The 22,414-nt window shown below is 42.3% G+C and carries 17 protein-coding genes, 1 tRNA gene, 1 other RNA gene and 1 pseudogene; 5 read left to right on the forward strand and 15 right to left on the reverse strand.

Going from position 1 to position 22,414, the window contains the following annotated elements; all coding sequences use genetic code 11:
- A pseudogene (locus NOL38_RS03805) lies at nt 1-971 on the forward strand (transposase); the annotation flags it as partial.
- Here NOL38_RS03805 and pyk read toward each other — a convergent pair.
- From pyk to NOL38_RS03820, 3 genes are all read right to left on the reverse strand, one after another.
- Nucleotides 946-2,451 (reverse strand): pyruvate kinase, encoded by a 1,506-nt coding sequence (pyk, locus tag NOL38_RS03810; protein WP_277941411.1) that lies wholly within the window; start codon nt 2,449-2,451, stop codon nt 946-948. The pseudogene NOL38_RS03805 and the gene pyk overlap by 26 nt on opposite strands.
- A gap of 66 nt (nt 2,452-2,517) precedes the next feature.
- Entirely contained in the window at nt 2,518-3,528 is a 1,011-nt protein-coding gene (gene pfkA / locus NOL38_RS03815; protein ID WP_002940961.1) for a 6-phosphofructokinase, read from the reverse strand.
- Nucleotides 3,529-3,612: 84 nt separating this feature from the next.
- Nucleotides 3,613-6,723, reverse strand: coding sequence for a DNA polymerase III subunit alpha (locus tag NOL38_RS03820; protein ID WP_277941412.1), 3,111 nt, complete (start codon nt 6,721-6,723; stop codon nt 3,613-3,615).
- A gap of 153 nt (nt 6,724-6,876) precedes the next feature.
- Between NOL38_RS03820 and NOL38_RS03825 the strand changes: the two genes are divergently transcribed.
- Genes NOL38_RS03825 through NOL38_RS03835 form a run of 3 tightly spaced genes read left to right on the forward strand, consistent with a single transcriptional unit; the run spans nt 6,877 to nt 8,750 of the window.
- Nucleotides 6,877-7,251 (forward strand): GntR family transcriptional regulator, encoded by a 375-nt coding sequence (locus tag NOL38_RS03825; RefSeq protein WP_014638280.1) that lies wholly within the window; start codon nt 6,877-6,879, stop codon nt 7,249-7,251.
- Nucleotides 7,244-7,951, forward strand: coding sequence for an ABC transporter ATP-binding protein (locus tag NOL38_RS03830; protein WP_029186726.1), 708 nt, complete (start codon nt 7,244-7,246; stop codon nt 7,949-7,951). Before NOL38_RS03825 ends, NOL38_RS03830 begins: the two co-directional genes overlap by 8 nt.
- A gap of 16 nt (nt 7,952-7,967) precedes the next feature.
- Nucleotides 7,968-8,750 carry an ABC transporter permease gene (locus NOL38_RS03835; RefSeq protein ID WP_277941413.1) on the forward strand — a complete coding sequence of 261 codons (783 nt, stop codon included), beginning with the start codon at nt 7,968-7,970 and terminating at the stop codon, nt 8,748-8,750.
- A gap of 47 nt (nt 8,751-8,797) precedes the next feature.
- Here NOL38_RS03835 and add read toward each other — a convergent pair whose 3' ends face one another.
- The 3 genes from add to ssrA all read right to left on the reverse strand — a co-directional run bounded on the left by add (nt 8,798) and on the right by ssrA (nt 10,392).
- On the reverse strand, nt 8,798-9,805 hold the full coding sequence (add, locus tag NOL38_RS03840) for an adenosine deaminase (protein ID WP_425244231.1): 1,008 nt from the start codon (nt 9,803-9,805) through the stop codon (nt 8,798-8,800).
- Between the two features lie 149 nt (nt 9,806-9,954).
- A tRNA-Ser gene (locus tag NOL38_RS03845) sits at nt 9,955-10,042 on the reverse strand.
- A 2-nt stretch (nt 10,043-10,044) separates the two neighbouring features.
- Nucleotides 10,045-10,392: a transfer-messenger RNA gene (gene ssrA / locus NOL38_RS03850) on the reverse strand.
- Nucleotides 10,393-10,502: 110 nt separating this feature from the next.
- On the opposite strand from ssrA, the gene NOL38_RS03855 reads away from it, so the two are divergent.
- Complete coding sequence (locus NOL38_RS03855; RefSeq protein WP_105124968.1) at nt 10,503-11,096, forward strand: TVP38/TMEM64 family protein; 594 nt, start codon at nt 10,503-10,505, stop codon at nt 11,094-11,096.
- A gap of 39 nt (nt 11,097-11,135) precedes the next feature.
- Here NOL38_RS03855 and aguB read toward each other — a convergent pair whose 3' ends face one another.
- The 9 genes from aguB to dnaG form a co-directional block, all read right to left on the reverse strand.
- Complete coding sequence (aguB, locus tag NOL38_RS03860; RefSeq protein ID WP_277941415.1) at nt 11,136-12,011, reverse strand: N-carbamoylputrescine amidase; 876 nt, start codon at nt 12,009-12,011, stop codon at nt 11,136-11,138.
- Nucleotides 12,008-13,147 (reverse strand): agmatine deiminase, encoded by a 1,140-nt coding sequence (gene aguA / locus NOL38_RS03865; protein ID WP_277941463.1) that lies wholly within the window; start codon nt 13,145-13,147, stop codon nt 12,008-12,010. The genes aguB and aguA overlap by 4 nt, the downstream gene beginning before the upstream one ends.
- Before the next feature lie 134 nt (nt 13,148-13,281).
- Nucleotides 13,282-14,409: a carboxynorspermidine decarboxylase gene (nspC, locus tag NOL38_RS03870; RefSeq protein ID WP_277941416.1), complete on the reverse strand. Its 1,128-nt coding sequence runs from the start codon at nt 14,407-14,409 to the stop codon at nt 13,282-13,284.
- On the reverse strand, nt 14,410-15,669 hold the full coding sequence (locus NOL38_RS03875) for a saccharopine dehydrogenase family protein (RefSeq protein ID WP_277941417.1): 1,260 nt from the start codon (nt 15,667-15,669) through the stop codon (nt 14,410-14,412). It abuts the gene before it with no gap.
- Nucleotides 15,669-16,526 (reverse strand): polyamine aminopropyltransferase, encoded by an 858-nt coding sequence (gene speE / locus NOL38_RS03880; protein ID WP_024385568.1) that lies wholly within the window; start codon nt 16,524-16,526, stop codon nt 15,669-15,671. Before speE ends, NOL38_RS03875 begins: the two co-directional genes overlap by 1 nt.
- A 2-nt stretch (nt 16,527-16,528) precedes the next feature.
- On the reverse strand, nt 16,529-17,977 hold the full coding sequence (locus NOL38_RS03885; RefSeq protein WP_277941418.1) for an aminotransferase class I/II-fold pyridoxal phosphate-dependent enzyme: 1,449 nt from the start codon (nt 17,975-17,977) through the stop codon (nt 16,529-16,531).
- Nucleotides 17,978-18,494: 517 nt separating this feature from the next.
- Nucleotides 18,495-18,818, reverse strand: a complete 324-nt coding sequence (locus NOL38_RS03890) for a metal-sulfur cluster assembly factor (RefSeq protein ID WP_002935553.1) — start codon at nt 18,816-18,818, stop codon at nt 18,495-18,497.
- Between the two features lie 677 nt (nt 18,819-19,495).
- On the reverse strand, nt 19,496-20,614 hold the full coding sequence (rpoD, locus tag NOL38_RS03895; RefSeq protein ID WP_002935555.1) for an RNA polymerase sigma factor RpoD: 1,119 nt from the start codon (nt 20,612-20,614) through the stop codon (nt 19,496-19,498).
- A 2-nt stretch (nt 20,615-20,616) separates the two neighbouring features.
- Nucleotides 20,617-22,407 carry a DNA primase gene (gene dnaG, locus NOL38_RS03900; protein WP_277941419.1) on the reverse strand — a complete coding sequence of 597 codons (1,791 nt, stop codon included), beginning with the start codon at nt 22,405-22,407 and terminating at the stop codon, nt 20,617-20,619.
- Between the last annotated feature and the right edge of the window lie 7 nt (nt 22,408-22,414).

Raw genomic sequence — 22,414 nt, forward strand, 5'->3', positions numbered from 1 at the left:
AGAGAAAAGCATGCAAAAAAGCCGCTAGGGCCCGCAAAAGAGGAGGGACCCATCGCTAAGAAAATTTCTACAACTGACCCTGAAAGTGGCTGGTTTCATAAAGGGGAACCTTTTCAGCCTGAGCCTAGAAATAAGAAAGCGAAGGAAGTATTTGCTTATACAGCTCAGGTTGCTTGTGACAAGCATGGTTGGGCTCTGGCTTATAGCGTGGAGGCTGGCAATGTCCATGACAGCCAGGCCTTTCCTGTACTCTTCGCTAAACTCCAACCCTTTCAGCCTAGCTTTCTCGTTGCCGATTCTGGCTATAAGACCCAAAGTATCGCTCGCTTCCTCCTAGAACAAGAGATTACTCCAGTCTTTCCGTATACACGACCGAAAGGAAAGAAAGGGAAACTACGCTCGAAGGATTTTGTCTATGATGAATACTATGACTGTTATATCTGTCCTGAGAATCAGGTCTTAACCTATCGCACTACAACCAGAGAAGGTTATCGGGAATATAAGAGTGACTCAGCTATCTGTGCTACTTGTCCACTTCTATCAATTTGTACAGAAAGCAAGAACAAGCAGAAAGTGGTAACTCGACACATTTGGAAAGAGGCTTTAGAAAGCTGTGAAGAGATTCGGCACAGGAAAGGTATGAAGGAGCTCTACCAGAAGCGGAAAGAAACCATTGAACGCCTCTTTGGGACAGCCAAAGAGTACCACAATCTTCGTTATACAAGAGAGAAAGGTAAGTCCAAAATGGAAGATAAGGTTGGACTGACTTTGGCGTGTTTAAATCTAAAGAAATTGGTAAAAATGAGGGCAGGGAAGCCTTTTTATTTTGTCCAAATAGCCACTATTCTGGCAAAAAGACGGACTATCAGACCAATAAACAGAAAAAGACAAACATCAAGCGAGATGTTTGTCTTCAATCTGAAAGTTCCAAGAGGACCTTTTTGATTATTTTACTGTACGAACACGCATAGTGTTTGTTGAACCTGCAACACCTACAGGCACACCAGCAACGATAATAATATCATCTCCTGCTTCAACAAGACCTTGCTCTTTGGCAATGCGTTCAGCCAAATCAAACATATCGTCAGTTGAATCTGGACGGTTTGTTACAACCGGGATAACACCCCAGTTAAGCATCAATGATTTTTGTACTTTCTCAGTAAATGTTACTGCCAAGATGTCAGCATCTGGACGGTATTTAGAGATTGAACGAGCTGAGTAACCAGTTTCAGTAACTGTTACAACCAACTTGATGTTCATTGAGTGACAAGCATCTTTTACTGCAGATGCAATAACTTCTGTTTTAGATGCACGGTTAAAGTGATCAGAGTTCAAACGACCGTATTCGTCAAGAAGAGTTTGTGCGTTTTTAGCAATAGTTGCCATTGTACGAACTGATTCAACTGGATATTTACCGTTTGCAGACTCACCTGAAAGCATTGTTGCGTCAGTACCGTCGATAACTGCGTTGAATACGTCAGATACTTCAGAACGAGTTGCACGTGGTTTTTCAGTCATTGTTTCCAACATGTTTGTTGCTGTGATAACTGCTTTACCAGCTGCATTCACTTTAGTGATGATCATTTTTTGGTAAACTGGAACCATTTCAAATGGTACTTCGATACCCATGTCACCACGAGCAATCATGATACCATCTGAAGCTTCAATGATTTCATCAATATTGTCGATACCTTGTTGGTTTTCGATTTTTGAGAACAATTGAACGTGCTCATTACCAGTTTCTTTAAGAATGTTACGAACTTCTTCAACATCTTTTGCTGAACGAACGAATGAAATTGCGATGAAGTTCAAACCTTGTTCCAAACCGAAACGGATATCAGCGTTGTCGCGGTCAGCAAGAGCTGGGAAAGGAATTTTTGTGTAAGGAATGTTTACACCTTTTTGTTTAGCGATAACACCGTCGTTTTCAACTTCAACAACAAATTCACGTTTTTCAGCATCTTTTTCGATTACTTTAAGACCAAGTTTACCATCGTCAACAAGAACTTGTTTACCAACTTCAACATCGTCAAATACATCCAAACCACCAGCAACGTTCAATGCAATCACTTCGCGAGTTGATTTAATGCCTTGTTTAGTTGCTACGCGGATTTTTTCACCAGTTGTGTATGAAAACTCTTTTGCATCACCTTCAAACAATTCTGTACGGATTTCTGGACCCTTTGTATCCAACAAGAAACCAACTTTTTTACCAGCAATTTCTTCTGCACGGCGTACAGTTGCCATACGCTCACCTTGTTCTTGGTGGTCACCATGTGAGAAGTTGAAACGGAATACGTTTGCACCTTCGGTAATCAATTGAGCAATTTTCTGTGCTGATGCTTCTACATCAAGGCTTTCACCCCAGTAACCATCATCACCGAATTTTTTTCCACCACGGATTTCTACCGCTGGACCAAGGGTTGCAACAATTTTAACACGTTTGTTCATCTTAACAAAACTCCTTTTATTTCAATGGTCTTATGACCCTTAATAACACTTTAATGAAATGTCAAATTAGATTGACAAGTTACGGTTCAATTCAGCCAAATCCAAATCTGCTTTATGTGGATTGTTCACGACAATCTTACCTTCTGCAGTCAAGCTGAACAATGCACCTTCTTCTGCAGTTCCAAGAATTGGATTTTCAACCATTTGCTCGTTACGGATACCTACTGCAAGACCTCCACGGCCTTCTTTAAGCAATTTAACGGCATGAGCACCCATACGTGAAGCGAGTACTCGATCACGCGCTGTTGGAGAACCACCACGTTGGATATGACCAAGTTCTGTCACACGAAGATCACTTGTATCGCCTGCTGCTTTCAATTCTTCAGCAAACTGTGCAGCTGGCATAACACCTTCAGCTAAAACAATGATGCTATGTTTCTTACCATTGTCGTAGCCCGCTTTAATACGGTCAACAATATCGTTGATATTGAAGTCTTCTTCTGGAACAACGATAACATCTGCACCAGAAGCAATACCAGCCCAAAGAGCGATGTCTCCCGCATGACGTCCCATTACTTCAACAACGAAAGTACGACGGTGACTTGATGAAGTATCGCGGATTTTATCAATCGCATCCATAGCAGTTGTTACAGCTGTATCAAAACCGATTGTAAAATCTGTACCCACGATGTCGTTATCAATTGTACCAGGTACACCAATAGCTGGGAAACCATGCTCCGTCAAGCGCATTGCTCCGTGGTAAGAACCATCACCACCGATAACAACTACACCTTCGATACCATGTTTTTTCAATTGCTCAATCCCTTTAAGTTGCCCTTCTAATTTGGCAAATTCTGGATAACGAGCTGAACCAAGGAATGTTCCTCCACGTGAAATAATATCACCTACAGAACGTGCAGACAATTCATGGATATCACCCGCAACCATACCTGCGTAACCTTCGTTGATTCCATAAACTTCCATTCCTTCTGAAATTGCTTGGCGAACAACTGCACGAATAGCAGCGTTCATACCAGGGGCATCACCACCACTGGTCAAAACAGCAATACGTTTCATTCGTTAATGCTCCTTTAACTTTTCATTTTAACTGCCCTATTATAACATACTTAGCCTAAACTTGCTTGACTTTTTGCTATTTTTTTATCGAAAAATCGTTTTCATAACAAATTCACTTAACTCTTCTTCTAATTGAGGCGTTTTCATAACCATGTGGTGCTCAGCCTGAATTGTCTGATTACTATCTTGATAATGAAGTACTACTGGAATGCTTCCTCTATATTTATCCAAAATACGAGCAACAGCATAATCGTGTTCTCGATTTTCCAAAAGAATCCAAAATTTCTCCAAACTGACAGGCTCTAATTTTTCTAGAACTAATTGCAACTGTCCATCGCGCTCTTGCACTCTACCTGTGATGTACCCCATTCCCCCTTCTTCCAAAATAGAAGCGTATTGGCGATAAGATTCTGGGAAAAGAGTCACGTCAAGTGTCCTCTTGGTATCTGTCACTCGAAGAAATGCCATCTGCTCCCCAGTCTTTTTGGTACGAATCAATCGAATAGCTTGAATCTGCACAAGAACGGTTGCTCGATTGCCAATCGCTAAATCAGCCAAATCTGTAAAACTACGCTTAGACTCTCGACAAATATTGACTAAAGGATGCGGACTAATACCAACACCTAGCAATTCTTGCTCTAGCATAAATTTTTCGCTGTCGCTGTAGTCTTCTACATCTGTCCAACTATAACTCTCCTCTGCAAAAAATGTACCAATCGCCTCTGCAAAGACAAAGAGATTGTCTAGATTTTCAATAATCTTTTTACGATTGGCGTCAAAATCATCAAATAAACCAATCTGAATAAGAGGAATTAGTAAATCCTTTTTCTTGAAATTATCTGGCAAGCGCAAAATAAAATCTTCTACAGACTTATAGGGACGATGATCCAATATCCATAAAGCTAAATCTTTAGGCAAACCTTTCAGTGTTTTTAATCCTAGGTAGACCTTACTTTTATCAAACTTATCGTGATAAGGAATATTGTTAATCGTGAGTCGAGCTACCTCAAAGTCAAACTGCATCGCATCTTCAATATAGGCACTGCTAGAATGATTGAGCATGACATCAAAAAAGACATCCGTATAGTGACTCTTGAAATAGGCCATTTGAAAGGCTAAGGCTGAATAAGCATAGGCGTGGCTACGGTTAAAACCATAACCAGCAAACTTAGCCATCATGCCAAATATTTCCCTTGCATTCTCTTCAGCATGTCCGTTTTTCAGTGCTCCCTGTAAAAATTCCGCTTCCATTGCCTGCATTTCTTGGGCATTCTTTTTAGACATCGCCCTGCGGAGTAAATCCGCCTTGCCAAGCGTAAATCCTGCATAGACCTGTGCAATCTGCATGACCTGTTCCTGATAAAGCATGATACCATAAGTCGGTTGTAAAATAGGAGCAATGGTTGGGTCCAACAAATCAACTGTCTCTTGTCCATGTTTGCGTTTTACAAAGTTATCCGAATAATCACTAGCCCCCGGTCTATTCAAACTCGTTGTAGCAACTATATCTTCAAATCGACCAGGTTTGACCCTTCGAAGCAGGCTAATCGCACCAGGCTGTTCAAATTGAAAAATTCCCTTAGTCCGACCAGCAGCAAAAAGTTCCAAGGTTTTCTTGTCTTCTAAATCTATCTTGGCAACATCAATTTCCTGCTGATAACGTTCACGTACTCCTTCTGCCATTTTTTGCACAAAGGTCAGATTTCGTAAGCCAAGAAAATCCATCTTCAACAGACCATTCGCCTCAACAGCATGTGCATCATATTGGGTTACCAGCATGTCATCCCCTATTTTAAGAGGGATGGTATCTGTCAAGTCCTCATCACTCATCACTATCCCTGCTGCATGGATAGAAGTCTGTCGGGGTTGCCCTTCAATTTGTTGAGCAATCGCAAAAGCTTTTTGGTACTCTATCTTACTATTGATAATCTGACGAAAAGCGGCATTTCGCTGATAGGCAGAAGTAAGACTATCCCTAAATGAGATTTTCTTGGTAATATTACTTAACTCATATTCAGGTGTTCCGAAACGCTTAAATACATCACGAATGGCCTGCTTAGCTCCAAATGTCGAGTAGGTTACAATTTGCGCAGCATGGGTTGAACCATAACGATCTCGTACATAACGAATAAAATCTGCTCGATGAATATCTGGAATATCAATATCAATATCGGGCATTGAATAACGTTCAGCATTGAGAAAGCGTTCAAAGAGAAGATTATGCTTAACAGGATCAATACCTGTGATATTTAAGGCGTAGGCAACTAGGCTTCCAACAGCTGAACCGCGCCCCATTCCCATGTAGTACCCTTGGCTACGTCCAAAACGAAGTAGGTCCCATACAATCAAGAAGTAATCATCAAATCCCATTTGATGAATAATGGATAATTCCTTTTCCAAGCGTTCCTTATACAGTGAATTAGTCAAGCCCTTCTCTTCTAATCCTTGATAGGAGCGCTCGTATAATTCTTCCACTGCAGGTCTGTCACGATTAAAACGCGGCAATTTTAAATCTGTATTTAATTGATAAGAAACCCCTGCAACCAAGTCACGTAAATTATCAACTGCTTGCGGAAACCGATTAGAAAATAGATTGGTTAAGCTATCAGCCGATAAAAGCTTTTGTCGACTATCTATATCTGCAACTTGATTAAGTGGAATATTATCTCGAATAGCATGTAGAACCTGCAGACTTTCCAATTGTTCCTCTTCAAAAAAACGAACCGTATGAATTGGGAGTATTGCTTGCTTAAAGTCTTGAACTGGTGTATCAACCGTCACTCCGATATAATAGTCAACACCTAACTCAAGGTGCTCAATGCCAGAAAAATAAGGAACAACCACTGCTATGTCGACTAAATATTGACGAATAGTTTCAAAATCATCTTGCCCTGTCATCTTAGCAGTCGAAATTTTCAATAGATTGCGATAACCTCTGGTTGTCAGAGCAATCAATTGCGTAGTGATGTCCTGCTCCCCTTCCTGTAATTTCCAGTCCAGTTCACAACCAATAATTGGTTGAAGTCCCATTTTGTTACAGGATTCCATAAAACTATAGGCTGCATAAAGACTGTTTTTATCCATTATCCCCAATGCGTGGTAACCAAGCTCTTTAGCCTTGCCTACATAATTTTCTATCGTCACCATGCTATCCATAAAGGTATAAACTGTCTTTGTATCTAATTGTGCCAGCATGGTATTCTCCTTTTCATGTTTCTTCCATTATATCAAATATTTATCCAAAAATATTTTTTAAAAATTCAAAACATTTTTCTTGCTAATTTATATAGTTTATTGTATTATTAAGATAAGACATAAACACGGTGTCATCCTAGAAAGGAAATGATTATGGCTTGGAAATTTGATAATAACATCCCCATCTATATTCAAATCAGCAATACTATTAAATTGCAGATTGTGACTAATCAATTAAAATCTGGAGATAAACTTCCCACTGTTCGTGACTTAGCCGAAATTGCTGGCGTCAATCCAAATACCGTTCAGCGCGCTTTGTCTGATTTAGAAACGGAAGGCTTTGTTTACTCGGTTCGCACAACAGGTCGTTTTGTAACAGATAATCAAGAATTGATTACACAAACTCGCCTACATTTAGCACAAAAGGAACTCGAGAATTTTGTGAACAATATGTTAGATTTGGGGTTCAAACACGACGACCTCACTGGCCAGTTAGATGATTATTTGAAAGGAGTCACTTATGAATAACGCATATACTTTGGTTGAGCTACAACAAGTTTCAAAATCTTATGGTGGAGCTGTCGCCCTAAATAATGTCAATTTGAAGTTGACTGCTGGAAAAATCATAGGACTTTTGGGACCAAATGGTTCAGGTAAAACAACCATGATTAAATTGATCAACGGTCTGTTGCAACCAGAATATGGTCAAGTATTGATCAATGGTCGCACCCCATCGCCAGAAACCAAGGCAATTGTATCTTATCTCCCAGATACGACTTATCTCGATGAGCATATGAAAGTGCTCGAAGCAATTACATTTTTTGAAGATTTTTACGCTGATTTTGATAAGGAGCGTGCTCTCCATCTTTTACAAGATTTGGGCATTGATTTAAACAGTCGTATGAAACATCTCTCTAAGGGGAATAAGGAAAAAGTCCAACTTATTCTGGTAATGAGCCGTCAGGCACAACTCTATGTCTTGGATGAGCCAATTGGTGGTGTTGACCCTGCTGCTCGTGATTATATTTTAAAAACCATCGTCAACAACTATTCGCCTACTGCTTCTGTTATCATCTCCACGCATTTGATTTCAGATGTTGAACAAATTTTGGACGAAGTAATTTTCCTTCAATATGGTAGTGTTATTCGCCATGAAAACGTGGATGACCTTCGTATTGAAAGTGGCGAGTCCATTGACGAACTCTTCCGCCAAGACTTTAAGGCTTAGTTAGAAGGAGATTGCTATGTTTAAGAAATTACTCAAATATGAATTTCAATCCGTTGGAAAATGGTATCTAGGAATTTATGCCGGGGCATTGGCCCTATCTGCCATACTTGGATTCTGGTTACAAGCTTTGACCATACGGACACAAGGTGGAACCACAGAACCTGGCGGTGCTGAAATGGTTCTTTTCGGTACTTCCTTCATGACCTTCGGTATCCTGATTGCAGCACTCGGCTTGTCCACCTTTTTCATGGTTATTAACCGATTTAGAAAAAATGTCTATGGACGTCAGGGCTATTTGACCATGACCTTGCCTGTCTCCAGCCACCAAATTATCCTCAGCAAACTTGTAGCTTCATTGGTTTGGTACTTTTTAGCAGGTGTTACCATTATTCTTTCTATCGGGATTATTTTAGCGGTGCTCATGTTCGAAATTGAAGAATTTCTTGTCCCTGAGCTACAAACTCTTATTCAACAATTTGACTGGTCTGTAGTTTTTGCTCATCTATTTTATGCACTTATCGAGTCAACAATGGGAATCTTGCTCATTTACTTCTCCATATCTGTTGGTCAACTGTTTAAAGACCACCGTCTACTGTTTGCCATTTTGACCTATATTGGCATTTCAATTGTAGTTGGTGTGTTTGGAACTCTTGTTTTTACCAATTATCTAGAGAACCTTTATAATGCAGCACAACCATTATACCCAAATCCTATCTTGGCCTTGGTCAATATCATTCTGGCCTTTGCCTACTATTTTGGTACACACTTTATCATGACTAAGAAATTGAATTTGCAATAAGAAAAAGCTCTTTGCCTGTCCTTATGACATGGCCTAGAGCTTTCTTTTTACAGATTATACTTTTGAGCCAGGACATCAAGTAAGTTTGCCTTTTCTTCCTCACTGGCAAAGCTTGCTTGAATAGCATTTCTGTTGAATTGATAAAATTCTTCCTTGGTCGTTCCAAAATACTCTACAAATAGCTGATATTCTTTATTTAGGTTTGTATTAGAAACCGTTCGATTATCAGTATTGATGGTAATCTTTGCTCCCGCTTGAACCAGCTGTTCATAGGGGAAGTCTGCTAGAGTTTGAGCTGCTCCGGTCTGGAGATTTGAAGTCAGGCACATCTCAAGCGTTGCTCCGCTATTGACAAAAGCCTGAATAGCCTCAGCGTGACCGCTAAGAGCCGTTCCGTGTCCAAACCGCTTGATACCCAAGGCCAGAGCTTGGGCTACATTGGTCATGCAACCACACTCACCTGCATGAAAGGTCATGGGATAGCCTAGAGATTGTGTGTAGTCAATCAACTCTGCCAGCTCATGAGTTGGGTAGTCTGCCTCGTTTCCAGCAAAATCAAAGCCAACCAATCCTTTCGGTGCCAGATCGGCAATAGCAGAAAAGATTTCTCTGGTCTGACTTGGATCGGTTTGTTTCAAGCCACATACCAAGAGCTTGGCAACTATGCCAAATTCTTTCTGAGCCTTTTCCATCCCACGCAAGACGGCTTTCACAGCTTCTAGGATAGTCAAACCCTTGTCAGTCGATAATTCTGGTGCAAAGCGAAGTTCAATATAGAAGACTCCATCCACTGCTGCTTGACGGAGAACATCATAGGCAGCTAGTTCCAATGCTCCTGGGGTTTGTAAGAGCGGACGGATAAAGTCAAAGGTTTTCAAATAGGTCATCAGGCTATCAACCTTGCCCTCTATACTGACCAATTTTCTGAGTTCCTCATCCTTATCTGGAATGGAAATTTCTGCCAGTTGGGCAAGATGTCGGATTGCCGATAAAGATAGGGAACCATCCAAATGGCAATGCAATTCTGTCTTGGCTAATTCTTGTACATTCAACATTAACAATCCCTCTTTCGTAAGTATATTGTTAACTATCATAACATATTCTCGACAAATTACAAGATATTTTTAATAAAAAAGGAACGTTTCTGTTTTCATAGGATCTCAATAGCAAGAAAAAAAGAACGATTTTCATCGTTCTTGCCATACGGAAGACATGGGATTCGAACCCACGCACGCTGTTACACGCCTACCGCGTTTCCAACACGGCCTCTTGAGCCTCTTGAGTAATCTTCCATATATGGAGCTGGTGGGAGTCGAACCCACGTCCAAACACCTGCCAACTTATTCGTCTACAACCATAGGTTATGTCTTGCTTTAACTTGGGCTCGATACATAACTCAAACCTAGCACAAGCGAGTCAGTTCATCTCTTTTGGGACAGCCTGACTCAATCCCAACGTAGCTTGTTATTTTAAGACCAATCAGCAAACACAAGCAATTCGCGACTGGTCACGCAGGCAGGTTATTAAGCTGCTAATGCGTAAGTGTTTGTATTTTTTGCAGTTATATTTAACTGGCATTTTTACATCTGCCGATGAGTTGCAGAACAAGCCTCATAATGCCTGTCGAATCCGTAACAACCCCTTAGGTTTGATACGAAAATTATTATAGCAGATTTTTTCGTAAAAAGCAAAGCTATTTTTTACAATTTCCTTACAATTTTAAAATTTTTTGAAATATGGTACAATATAATTATGTATAAATTCTGGCAAAAAGCAATTCAAGTATTGAGTATTATTACACTGATAGGGACATTTATTTTTCTATTTTGGTTATATAAGATTGGCATTTTAAACGATCAGAATGTCTTGTCCGATTGGATTAAACATCAAGGTGCCTTTGGTAGCTTGTTTTTCCTAATCCTACAAATTATTCAAGTTATTTTCCCAATCATACCAGGCGGGGTCACTACCGTCGTTGGATTTCTTGTTTTCAATTTCTGGTGGGGATTTTTCTTAAATTATGTTGGCATATCCGTCGGTAGTATTATTCTCTTCTGGTTGGCTCGTCGTTATGGAAAAAAATTCTGTTTACTGTTTATGAGTGAAGAAACTTTTTTCAAATATGAGAGTAAAATAGATAATAAACGTGGTTATGAAATTTTCTTCATACTTTGCATGCTCTCACCTATATCTCCTGCTGATATTGTTGTCATGATTACAGGCTTAACTAGCATGAGTTATCGAAAATTTATCACCATCACTCTCCTCTGTCGTCCATTTTCCATCGTTGCCTACAGCTTCTTTTGGATTTATGGAAGCCAATTTTTACAACAAATCCTTAAATAATAGACGAAACAACCTTATCTTCTGACAAGGTTGTTTTATTTATTCTGTAATTTTTTGATACATATGTGGTCTGCGGTCCCTAAAGAGTCCCCAATCCAAACGCTCACGCGCACCCTTGTCCAAATCATAAGTAGCAAGCAAGACAGCTTCCTCTTCACGACCTGCTTTCTCAATCAATTCACCTGTCTCATCTGTCAAGAAAGAGGAACCGTAGAAACGCAAGCTAGAAGACTGGCCTCCATTTTCTGCAGAAGGTTGTACTTCTTCCAAGCCAATCCGATTGGCCGCAATGACAGGTGTGATGTTGGCTGCAGCATGACCTTGCATAGTTCGTTGCCAATGGCCTTGACTGTCTGTATCCAAAATCGGCTCCGAACCAATAGCTGTTGGATAAAAGAGCAATTCTGCCCCATTCAGAGCTAGACAGCGAGCAGTTTCTGGAAACCATTGGTCCCAACAGATGCCAATGCCAATTTTCGCATAACGAGTTTTCCAGACTTTAAATCCAGTATTTCCAGGTGTGAAGTAAAACTTCTCCTGATAATAATGGTCGTCAGGGATATGAGTCTTGCGGTAAACTCCCAAAACACTACCATCCGCATCAATGACCGCAATGGAATTATACAGGCTATTACCATCTTTTTCATAGAAGGAAATAGGCAAGACAACCTGCAATTCCTTGGCAATAGGAATAAAGTGCTGAACAGCAGCATTTTCCTCTACAGACTTGGCATAGTTATAATAATCATACTGGCGTTCTTGACAAAAATAAGGACGCTCAAAGAGTTCAGGCAGGAGAATAATCTGCGCTCCCTGATCAGCAGCCTGTCTGACCAAACGCTCTGCGGTCGCCAAATTTTCCCAAAGGTCCTGACTACACTGCATCTGGACAGCTGCTACAGTAACATTTCTCATTTGTTTTCCTTTCTAAATCGGGGAATCTGCTGGGTGATACAGTGAATATTTCCACCTCCAAGTAGGATGTCGCGAGCTGGAATGCCGACGACTTTTCTGGTTGGAAAAAGCTGCGCTAGGAGATGCAGTGCCTGCGCATCATGCTCATCATCAAACTGGGGCACCAGAACCGCACCGTTGCTGACGTAGAAATTCACATAGGAAGCCGCCAAACGTTCGCCAGCTGTCCGTACTTCTTCCCCCGCTTCATAGACATAGCCTGGCAAGTCCTCTTCTGTTATTAGAATAGGATGTTTGGGAATAGGCAGTTTGTGAACGGTCAACTTTCTACCCTTGGCATCCACTTGCTTTTCCAAGTAGTCCAAATCAGCTTTAGACATGACATATTGGGGATCTGACTCATCATCTGTCCAGGCTAAAACTATCTCGGCTGGACCAACAAAGGCTGCAACATTGTCCACGTGTTCATTGGTTTCATCATTGAAGATACCATAAGGCAGCCAGAGAACCTTTTCAGCACCTAGACTATCTAGAAGCAATTGCTCAATCTGGTCCTTGGTCAAATGAGGATTGCGACCTGGACTGAGCAGGCAGGATTCGGTCACCAAGATGGTTCCCTCGCCGTCACTATGAATGGCTCCGCCTTCTAGGACAAAGGGATGGGCATCATGGACTGGCAGACCGATGGCCTGACTAAAGCGACTAGCCACCTGATCATCTGCCTCATAGTCCTGATACAGACCATCGTAGCTTCCACCCCAAGCGTTAAAGGCCCAATCGACAGACAAGGCTCTGCCATTTTCATGAACCAAAACCGTCGGACCTGTGTCACGCGCCCAAGCGTCGTTTGTGGGGATGTCCAGGTAGGAAATGCCAGCCCCCAGCATGGTTTTGGCTTCTTCACGGTGTGCCTCATCCACCAAGAGATAGACCTGCTCGCTTTCAGCAATGGTTTTAATGACCTGGCTAAAAGCTTTTTTTGCCCCCTGACCATCAAAGGGCCAGGATCCTGGGCGAGTCGGCCAAACCATGAGCGTGCCATGATGGGGCTCATACTCAGCAGGCATACGATAACCTAATTTCTTTGGCAAAGTCAGTCGCAAACATTCCTCTTCTGTGATTTCTTCATAATCCATAAAATCACTAAAAAATATTTTTTGATACCAAAGTTCTTGTTCAAACCACCCTTCATTCTCAGTAAATTGCTCTGTCAATCCATTTTCATAACGCACTAATTTCAATGGAGTCTCACTAATTTTGAAGTAACGTTTCATGATAACCTCCCTTTGAAATCTTCATAGCCAAATTCCTTTATAATACGGCAGTCACCAGTCTGATCCATCAAGACCAGACTTGGCAGACCGATGCCGTTGAAGGTATTATTTTTAACAAAAGAATAGATTGCCATGTCCTCAAAATAGAGTTTGTCACCAATCTCCACAGGCTTTTCAAAGGAATAATCGCCGATGATGTCGCCCGTCAGACAGGTATTGGAAGATAGTCTGTAAGTAAAAGCCTTCTCTCCAGCCTCAAAGCCATAACGAAGCGGTGGGCGATAGGGCATTTCCAAGACATCAGGCATATGGCAGGTAGCTGATGCATCCAGAACCAGGGTTTCAATGCCATTCTCCACAATATCCAAGACCTCTGTCACCAGATAGCCTGCATTGAGGGCAATGGCTTCACCAGGCTCGATGTAGACTTCCAACCCGTAGGTTTCCTGCATATGCTGGATGGAGGATATTAGCAATTCTACATCATAATCTTCTCTGGTCACATGGTGGCCACCACCCATATTGAGCCATTTGACTTTGTGGAGGTAGGGACCGAATTTGGCCTCAACAGCATCCAAGGTCGTTTTCAAATCATCCGAATTTTGCTCGCAGAGAGTGTGGAAATGCAGGCCATCCACCAAGTCCAGCAGGTCTTCTGAAAACTGACTGATACGAACACCAAAGCGAGAGCCTGTTGCACAGGGATCGTAAAGTGCATGCTCGTCTTGAGTGGAGCATTCGGGATTGATACGTAAACCCACACTCACTCCTGCTTCTCGGCATTTGTCCGCATGCTTGCGGAGTTGGCGCTCTGAGTTAAAGACGATATGGTCCGTAATCTCCAAAATCTCCTCCAAATCCGCATCCTTGAAGGCTGGAGCAAAGACATGGACTTCGCCCCCAAATTCCTCACAACCCAGCTTGGCTTCATAGAGACCTGATGCGGTGGTTCCAGCTAGGTATTGGCTAATCAGCGGATAGGTGGCATACATGGAAAAGGCTTTTTGGGCCAAAAGTACCTTACAGCCTGTCCGGTCTTGGACAGACTTGAGAATTTCTAAATTATTGACCAGCTTAGCCTCGTCAATGACATAGGCTGGCGTTGGGACTTGATCAATTCTCATCTAGTCCACCAAAACTGGGTTTTCTACTACCTGCCAAGGCAATCCGTATTGATTGAGCAAGTCCATGAATGGATCTGGATCTAGTTCTTCCAAATTGTAAACACCCGGTTTCTTCCAAGTTCCGTCCATAACCAACTTGGTTCCAATCATAGCTGGCACGCCAGTTGTGTAGGAAATCGCCTGTGAACCAACTTCCTTGTAACATTCCTGATGATCACAAACGTTGTAGATGTAGATAGTCTTCTCTACACCGTCCTTGATGCCTGTGAAAATACAGCCGATGTTGGTTTTCCCAACAGTACGAGGACCTAAGCTAGCTGGGTCTGGCAATAATGCTTTGAGGAATTGGATAGGCACTACTTCTTGTCCGTTGAAGTTGATTGGATCTGTTCGCAGGAGACCCACATTTTCCAAGCACTTCATATGGGTCAAGTAAGGCTGACCAAAGGTCATGAAGAAGCGAATGCGTTTGACACCTGGAATATTCTTAGCCAGCGATTCGATTTCTTCATGGTGTAGGAGGTACATATCCTTCTGCCCCACTTCTGGGAAGTCATATTCTCGCTTGATCGACATGGCTTCCACTTCCACCCATTTGCCATTTTCCCAGTAGGAACCTGGGGCAGAAACCTCACGCAAGTTGATTTCAGGGTTAAAGTTGGTCGCAAATGGATAACCGTGGTCACCACCGTTGCAATCGAGGATGTCGATATAGTGGATTTCATCGAAATAATACTTGAGTGCGTAGGCTGAGAAGACGCTGGTCACCCCTGGATCAAATCCTGATCCCAAAAGAGCAGTCAGCCCTGCTTTTTCAAAACGCTCCTTATAAGCCCACTGCCATGAATAGTCAAAGTAAGCCGTAAATCCTTCTTCTGCACAGCGTTTTTCGTAGATAGCCCGCCATTCTGGATCCTCGGTGTCCTCGCACTCGTAGTTGGCCGTGTCAATATAGTCCACTCCAGTCGCCAAGCAGGCATCCATGATGGTCAAGTCTTGGTAAGGCAGAGCCACATTCAGGACAGCTTTGGGCTGGTAGCTTTCAATCAAGGCAATCACTTCTTCTACCTTGTCCGCATCCACTTGGGCAGTTTCGATTTTTACAGATGTTTTTTCTTCCAAAACAGCCTTCAAATCATCACACTTGGACTTGGTCCGGCTGGCAATCATGACTTCCTTGAAGGTATCTTCTGCCTGACAAACCTTGCTGATGGCAACTTGGGCAACTCCGCCACAACCAATCACTAACAAACGACTCATTATTTTTTCTCCTCTTCTTCTAAAATGTCTTCCACGTATCGAGGCAAGAGAAACGCTCCGATGTGGAGGTTAGCGGTATAGTATTCTGTGAAAAGCTGGCGCGCTTTCCATTTTTCCTTGTCAAAATCTTCTATAGGATGGTATTTTTTAGAGGCAAAGCCAAAAAGCCAATAACCCGCAGCAGATGTCGGAATATGGGCCTGATAAACACGGCTGATAGGGAAAGATTGGGTCGCCTTTCTGTGCATGGATCGAAAGGCGGACTCATCTTCGTCATAAAATGGCGAACCATGCTGATAAACCATGATGCCATCTTCCTTCAAAGCCCGGTAGGCATTACCGTAAAATTCCTTGGTAAAGAGTCCTTCCGTATGCCCAAAAGGATCTGTCGCATCATTGATGATGATGTCATACTCGTTTTCACAGTTGCGCAAGAAACGCAGACCATCTTGTAAATAGACCTCGACCCGCTCATCTTCTAAGCCAGTTGCATAGTCTGGGAAATACTGACGACACACTTCAACCAAGAGTTCATCTGGCTCAACCACATCGATTCGTTCGATTTCAGGATACATACTGAGAACTTGGGCTACCCCACCATCTCCCCCACCCAGAATCAAGATTTTCTTGGGATTTGGATGAACTGCCATGGGCACATGAACAGCCATCTCGTTGTAGACAAAATCATCTGCATCTGAAAAAAGAACCCGACCGTTGAGGGTCAAAATCTTTCCAAAGGCTGGCGAGTCCAACACAGCAATGTCCTGAAATTCACTCTTGCCTGCATAGAGCTGCTGGCTGGTCCGAATGGATAGCTTGACATCTGGCGTTTGGACTTCTGAAAACCACATTTCCATGACTAGACCTCCTTAATGACATTGATGAAGTTGACATCTGGATCTTCCGTACCTTGGACGGAGCAACCGCGCTCCTTGGCAAAGATGATGTAGTCAACAATTTCTTGGGTCACTCGTTCTCCAGGGGCCAAAAGAGGAATACCTGGCGGATAGCACATGACAAATTCCCCGCAGACCTGACCAACTGCTTCTTGCAGGGAACGGCTTTCCCGCTCTGCATAAAAGGCTTCCTGCGGTGACAAAACCAGCTGCGGCTGGATGTATTCTCCCGAAATCAAATCCGAACCATCTCGTGAGTAAAGACGCTTGATGTCAGCCAGAGCCCCCACTAGCCGCTCGATGTCCTGCAAGCGGTCACCGATTGAAATATAGGCCAGGATATTGCCAATGTCGCCAAATTCAATCTGGATATCGTACTCATCCCGCAGCAAATCATAGACTTCAATCCCTGTCAGACCAATGCCCTGCGTATAGATGGAGAGCTTGGTTACATCAAAATCATGCACCGTTTTACCATCAATTAATTCCTTGGAATAGGCATAGTAGCCACCGATAGCATTGATTTCACGACGAGCATACTCAGACATTTCAATGACTTTTTCAAAAGACTCTTTCCCACGAAGGGCCAGATTTCTACGTGAAATATCCAGACTAGCCAACAAGAGGTAGGAAGCGGATGTCGACTGGGTCAGGTTGATAATCTGGCGGACATACTCCACATTCATATCTGGACCGACCAATAGGAGCGAGCTCTGGGTCAGACTACCACCTGACTTATGCATGGAAACAGCAGCCATATCAGCCCCCACATCCATAGCTGCCTCTGGCAATTTTTCCGAAAAATGCAAATGAGCTCCGTGGGCCTCATCGACCAATACTTTCATGCCCGTTGCGTGAGCTTTCTCAGTCAGGGTACGCAGGTCCGAGCAGATGCCATAATAGGTCGGATTGTTAATCAAGACAGCAACCGCATCAGGATGTTCTGCAATAGCCCGTTCAAAGGCATCATTTTCCAAGGCAAGAGCAATACCAATCCGTGGCTCCACGCTCATATCCACATAGACAGGGATGGCACCACAGAGAACAAGGGCATTGAGGGCTGACTTGTGGACATTTCTAGGGAGGATTATCTTATCGCCCGCCTTACAGGTCGCCAGAATCATGGTCTGGACGGAAGAGGTTGTCCCTCCAACCATGAGAAAGGCATGGCTGGCACCAAAGGCTTCTGCCGCCAATTCCTCCGCCTCTCGAATAATGGAGACTGGATGCCCTAGATTATCCAAAGGCTTCATGGAATTAACATCAATCCCCACGCATCTTTCTCCTAACAGTTCGACCAACTCTGGATTACCCCGTCCCCGTTTGTGTCCTGGGACATCAAAGGGAACAATCCGTTTCCGGCGTAACTGTACCAACCCCTGATAAATAGGGGCTTGGTGTTGATTTTTCATATCGAAAAACTCCTTTGCTTGATGGACTCCCACCCTTTTTAAACAAGTAAAAAGAGCAGGGTTCATCCTGCTCTACAATCCAAATTGACGCTTTTTATTCTTCTCTTGAGTTTATGTGCCTACCGTTTCCTACTCTCCAGTGCAAATATATACGTACTTTATTGACCGTTTCACAAGATGACGTGTGCTTTCACCACACTAAATTTGATATACGAATTAGGGATGAACCCTAAAATCAACTTATAAAATGTAGGCTTTTAACCCTATCAATAATGTGGCTTACACCACGCTTCGGCATTCGACCCGCCTGTCCGTAGGCTTTGGTTATGATCAATAGCAGAGCTACTCATCCCATATAGGTCTGATATTTGCTAGAATAGGTATGACTACTTTTCCTAGGCCTGTTTATTGTAACACGGAAATTTCTCTTTGACAAGTATAATTTTTAATATTTTTTACAAAAAATCCAAACATTAATAAAAAAATGGCTTCAAACGTTCGAAACCATTTTGTTTTTTTATTTAATTCCTAATGCAATTCGAGCATAACGACTCATTTTTTGAACGGTCCAAGCTGGTGACCAAACCAGTCTCACATCTACTTCTGTTACTTCTGGAACATCCTTCAGTACATCATGAATTTGATCGGTAATTAGATCAGCTAATGGACAACCCATGGTCGTCAAGGTCATATCAATTTCAGCCTTGCCCTCAATAAATCGGATTTCATAAATTAGCCCTAAATTGATAATATCAATACCTAGCTCAGGGTCAATCACATCTTCAAGAGCATGAAAAATACGCTCCTGAATGTCTTTAATTTGATCTTCTGTGTACGTCATTTTTCTCTCTTTCTTTTTCACAAGTTCAATACTAGAAAAGAAACAAACCTAGTTTGTGTCAAAAAGTCCACTGGACGTTACGCTCCCATTCTCATTTAAGGGAGAGCGGTTAAAAAGGTTCCCCGAACTCTCGCTCGTTTCCAGTTTTCAGCGACCGGTTAAAAACCTCCCCCGGAGGTTAGCCTCGCTTTACTATTTCTAGGCTCGGGTTAAAACACCACTGGGTTAGACTGCATTCTCAATTCTTAGCAGGTATTGAGTACGCTCGTTTCTTATTTGCAGCGAGCGGTTAATAACCTCCCCCGGACTCTCGCTTGTTTCCAGTTTTCAGCGAGCGGTTCAACTCGCCAAAGTTGAGTGCTTTGAAAAGCTACTCAACTAACGGCAATTCCCAATAGAATTGCCTAGACGACTTACTAGTTTCTCACATCATTATGGTCGAATGATATGAGAAACGTCGATCACCTCCCCCGGAGATTAGCCTCGCTTTACTATTTCTAGGCTCGGGTTAAAACACCACTGGGTTAGCCTGCTTTCTTATTTCTGGGCAGGCTTCAACAGTCTGGGAGACTGTTGAAGGTTGGAGATGAAGCAAACGAAGTTTGTGTCAAAACCTCCCCGAACTCTCGCTCGTTTCCAGTTTGCAGCGAGCGGTTAAAAAGGTTCCCCGAATCTTTCTAATCCTCAATAAAATCTCTGAGTGGTTTGCTACGGGATGGGTGGCGGAGTTTACGGAGGGCTTTGGCTTCGATTTGGCGGATGCGTTCACGGGTTACGTTAAAGACTTTACCAACATCTTCAAGCGTACGCATTTTACCATCATCTAAACCAAAACGAAGACGCAATACGTTTTCCTCACGGTCAGTAAGAGTGTCCAATACCTCATCTAACTGTTCACGAAGAACGACACGAGTTGTGTAATCAACTGGATTTTCAATGACTTCGTCTTCGATAAAATCTCCAAGATGACTATCATCTTCTTCACCAATTGGGGTCTCGAGTGAAACAGGCTCTTGTGCAATCTTGAGGATTTCACGAACTTTCTCAGGCGTCATATCCATACGCTCAGCGATTTGTTCAGGAGTTGGATCCTGACCTAATTCCTGCAAGAGATTGCGTTGTTCACGGACCAATTTGTTAATGGTTTCTACCATGTGAACAGGGATACGGATTGTACGCGCTTGGTCCGCAATGGCACGAGTGATAGCCTGGCGAATCCACCAGGTTGCATAGGTTGAAAACTTGAAACCTTTTGAATAGTCAAACTTATCAACGGCCTTCATCAAGCCCATGTTTCCTTCTTGAATCAAGTCAAGGAACTGCATACCACGGCCGACATAGCGTTTGGCAATGGATACAACCAAACGCAAGTTGGCTTCAGCCAAACGTTGTTTTGCTTCTGGGTCCCCTGCTTCGACTGCCAGAGCCAATTCTTGCTCTTCTTCGTTGGTCAAAAGAGGTACAACACCAATTTCTTTCAAATACATGCGGACTGGGTCGTTCACTTTTGCAGAAGTACTTCCGAGCAATTCTTCATCAGATAATTCTGGTTCTTCCTCTACCTGCATAGCACGAGCAGAAGGGTTCCCTTCTTTATCAACAATCGAAATCCCTGCGTCCTGAATACGTTGGAGCAAATCATCGATTCCGTCAGCATCAAGCGTAAATGGAATAACCAATTGGTCATTGATTTCATCGTCTGTAGCTGAACCTTGTTTTTTATGGTTACGGATAAATTCGGCAACTTGTACATCAAAAGTAGTTACTTCTGTTTTTTTATCTTTTTTATTTGTCATATTTACTCCATTTGTCTTCTTCTATCGAGGAGTTTTTGCAACTCATCGAGGGCAATATCTGCATTTCCCACATGGGAATGTTCACGGATTTTCCGTGCTAGATGCTGGTTCTCCTTCTTCAACAATTCCTTGTCTCGCCGAATTTCTAATTCTTCGATTTCGTGTGGAGATACTTCATTAGGTAAGCGTTCTTCCTGCATACGATACCAAGCCTGTTGAGCGGAATCGTTCAACTGTGATAGTTCAAAACTGGTAATTTCCCCAGATTTTTTTAACATATCATAAATAGCTTGTAATTCTGGCGTCGCAAAATAAAAATCTTCTCGTAAACGGAACTCATTGAGAATATAAGGATGTTCAACCATCCGATAAAGTAAATGGTTTTCTGTTCGAATAAGACTCGTTATACGAGCAATCGTTTGGACTGGTGGCAAATAAGACTGACCAGTCTGTGATTGAAATACCTGTTGTGTTCTCTCCTGGCGCTGGTTCAGACGAACAGCATTTACTACCTGTTCCACCTGATTATAATCAAAGTCAGAAAGTAAATCCGCCACCTTATAAATATAAGAATTTTGAGCTGTAATGGATGATACTTTGGCAATAATTGGTGCAATCTTATCTACAAACTCAATCTGCATTTGTAGATTGTCAGGATTTTCAGGTTTCAAGTATTGAATCAAAAATTCTACATCGCTGATTCGTGACTTGGTTAAAACCTGTTGCAAGGCTTCTTCTGAATTTTTCTGCAAAAATTCATCTGGGTCCATATTATCTGGCAAACTCACAATTTCAACCTGAAAATCTTGTAGTTCGTCCAACGCCTTCATGGTAGCTGCCTGTCCAGCCTTATCCCCATCATAAGTCAGAACAATTTTCTTACAAAACTTAGCTAGGTGTGCAACATGCTCTCTTGTCAAAGCTGTTCCCATGGAAGCCACTGCATTATCAATCCCTACACGATGAGCAGCAATAACATCTAGAAAACCTTCCATGAGATAGGTTTCACGTTGCTTCTTAATAACCGCTTTAGCCTTGTCCAAATGATACAATTCATAGCTTTTATTGAAAATCGCAGTACTACGAGAGTTTTTATACTTAGCTAATTGTTTATTGTTTCGATCTTCTTCGGTCCAAATCCGACCTGAAAAAGCTACAATTCGACCATATTCATCCGCCAAGGGGAAAATAATCCTCGCTTGAAAGGCATCATAAATAATATTATTCTCACTTGGATTGAACAAACCCGAATTCAATAGACTTTCTTCGTCATATTGACCTGATAGTTTTTGGTAAAGAATATTCTGTTCGGCAGGAGCTAAGCCTAGCTGGAATGTTTTTATGACATCATCTGTCAAGCCACGTTGGTGTAGATAAGCTCTAGCTTCCTCACCCATTTTGGTTGTCATCAAAAGGGCATGATAAAACTTTGCAGCATCCCGATGAATATCATACAGTACTTGATGCGGACTAACCCTTTTCTCTTCTTGATGATAGGAAGGAGTTACATCTACTTGAAACCCTGCCTTCTCAGCTAAGATAGCTGCCGCATCTGCAAAAGAAACACCACGAACTTCTTCGACAAACTTGAATACATCTCCGGACTTACCACATCCAAAACAATGGTAGAACTGCTTGTCTTCAATCACATTGAAAGACGGGGTTTTCTCCCCATGAAAAGGGCAAAGACCGACATAATTACGTCCGGCCTTAGTCAAAGCAACCGTTTCACCAATAACATCAACGATATTGAGAGCTTGTTTTATTTCAGTAATTTTATCCTTTGAAAGCACATTCCCT

This window comes from Streptococcus suis (genome assembly GCF_029616525.1).
GTDB classification, from domain to species: Bacteria; Bacillota; Bacilli; order Lactobacillales; family Streptococcaceae; genus Streptococcus; species Streptococcus suis_AF.

Excerpts from the sequence above, each read along its gene's own strand:
- pyk (WP_277941411.1), bottom strand. The coding sequence starts at position 2,451 with ATGAACAAACGTGTTAAAATTGTTGCAACCCTTGGTCCAGCGGTAGAA.
- pfkA (WP_002940961.1), bottom strand. The coding sequence starts at position 3,528 with ATGAAACGTATTGCTGTTTTGACCAGTGGTGGTGATGCCCCTGGTATG.
- NOL38_RS03820 (WP_277941412.1), bottom strand. The coding sequence starts at position 6,723 with ATGCTGGCACAATTAGATACAAAGACAGTTTATACCTTTATGGATAGC.
- NOL38_RS03825 (WP_014638280.1), top strand. The coding sequence starts at position 6,877 with ATGGCTTGGAAATTTGATAATAACATCCCCATCTATATTCAAATCAGC.
- NOL38_RS03830 (WP_029186726.1), top strand. The coding sequence starts at position 7,244 with ATGAATAACGCATATACTTTGGTTGAGCTACAACAAGTTTCAAAATCT.
- NOL38_RS03835 (WP_277941413.1), top strand. The coding sequence starts at position 7,968 with ATGTTTAAGAAATTACTCAAATATGAATTTCAATCCGTTGGAAAATGG.
- add (WP_425244231.1), bottom strand. The coding sequence starts at position 9,805 with ATGTTGAATGTACAAGAATTAGCCAAGACAGAATTGCATTGCCATTTG.
- NOL38_RS03855 (WP_105124968.1), top strand. The coding sequence starts at position 10,503 with ATGTATAAATTCTGGCAAAAAGCAATTCAAGTATTGAGTATTATTACA.
- aguB (WP_277941415.1), bottom strand. The coding sequence starts at position 12,011 with ATGAGAAATGTTACTGTAGCAGCTGTCCAGATGCAGTGTAGTCAGGAC.
- aguA (WP_277941463.1), bottom strand. The coding sequence starts at position 13,147 with ATGGATTATGAAGAAATCACAGAAGAGGAATGTTTGCGACTGACTTTG.
- nspC (WP_277941416.1), bottom strand. The coding sequence starts at position 14,409 with ATGAGAATTGATCAAGTCCCAACGCCAGCCTATGTCATTGACGAGGCT.
- NOL38_RS03875 (WP_277941417.1), bottom strand. The coding sequence starts at position 15,669 with ATGAGTCGTTTGTTAGTGATTGGTTGTGGCGGAGTTGCCCAAGTTGCC.
- speE (WP_024385568.1), bottom strand. The coding sequence starts at position 16,526 with ATGGAAATGTGGTTTTCAGAAGTCCAAACGCCAGATGTCAAGCTATCC.
- NOL38_RS03885 (WP_277941418.1), bottom strand. The coding sequence starts at position 17,977 with ATGAAAAATCAACACCAAGCCCCTATTTATCAGGGGTTGGTACAGTTA.
- NOL38_RS03890 (WP_002935553.1), bottom strand. The coding sequence starts at position 18,818 with ATGACGTACACAGAAGATCAAATTAAAGACATTCAGGAGCGTATTTTT.
- rpoD (WP_002935555.1), bottom strand. The coding sequence starts at position 20,614 with ATGACAAATAAAAAAGATAAAAAAACAGAAGTAACTACTTTTGATGTA.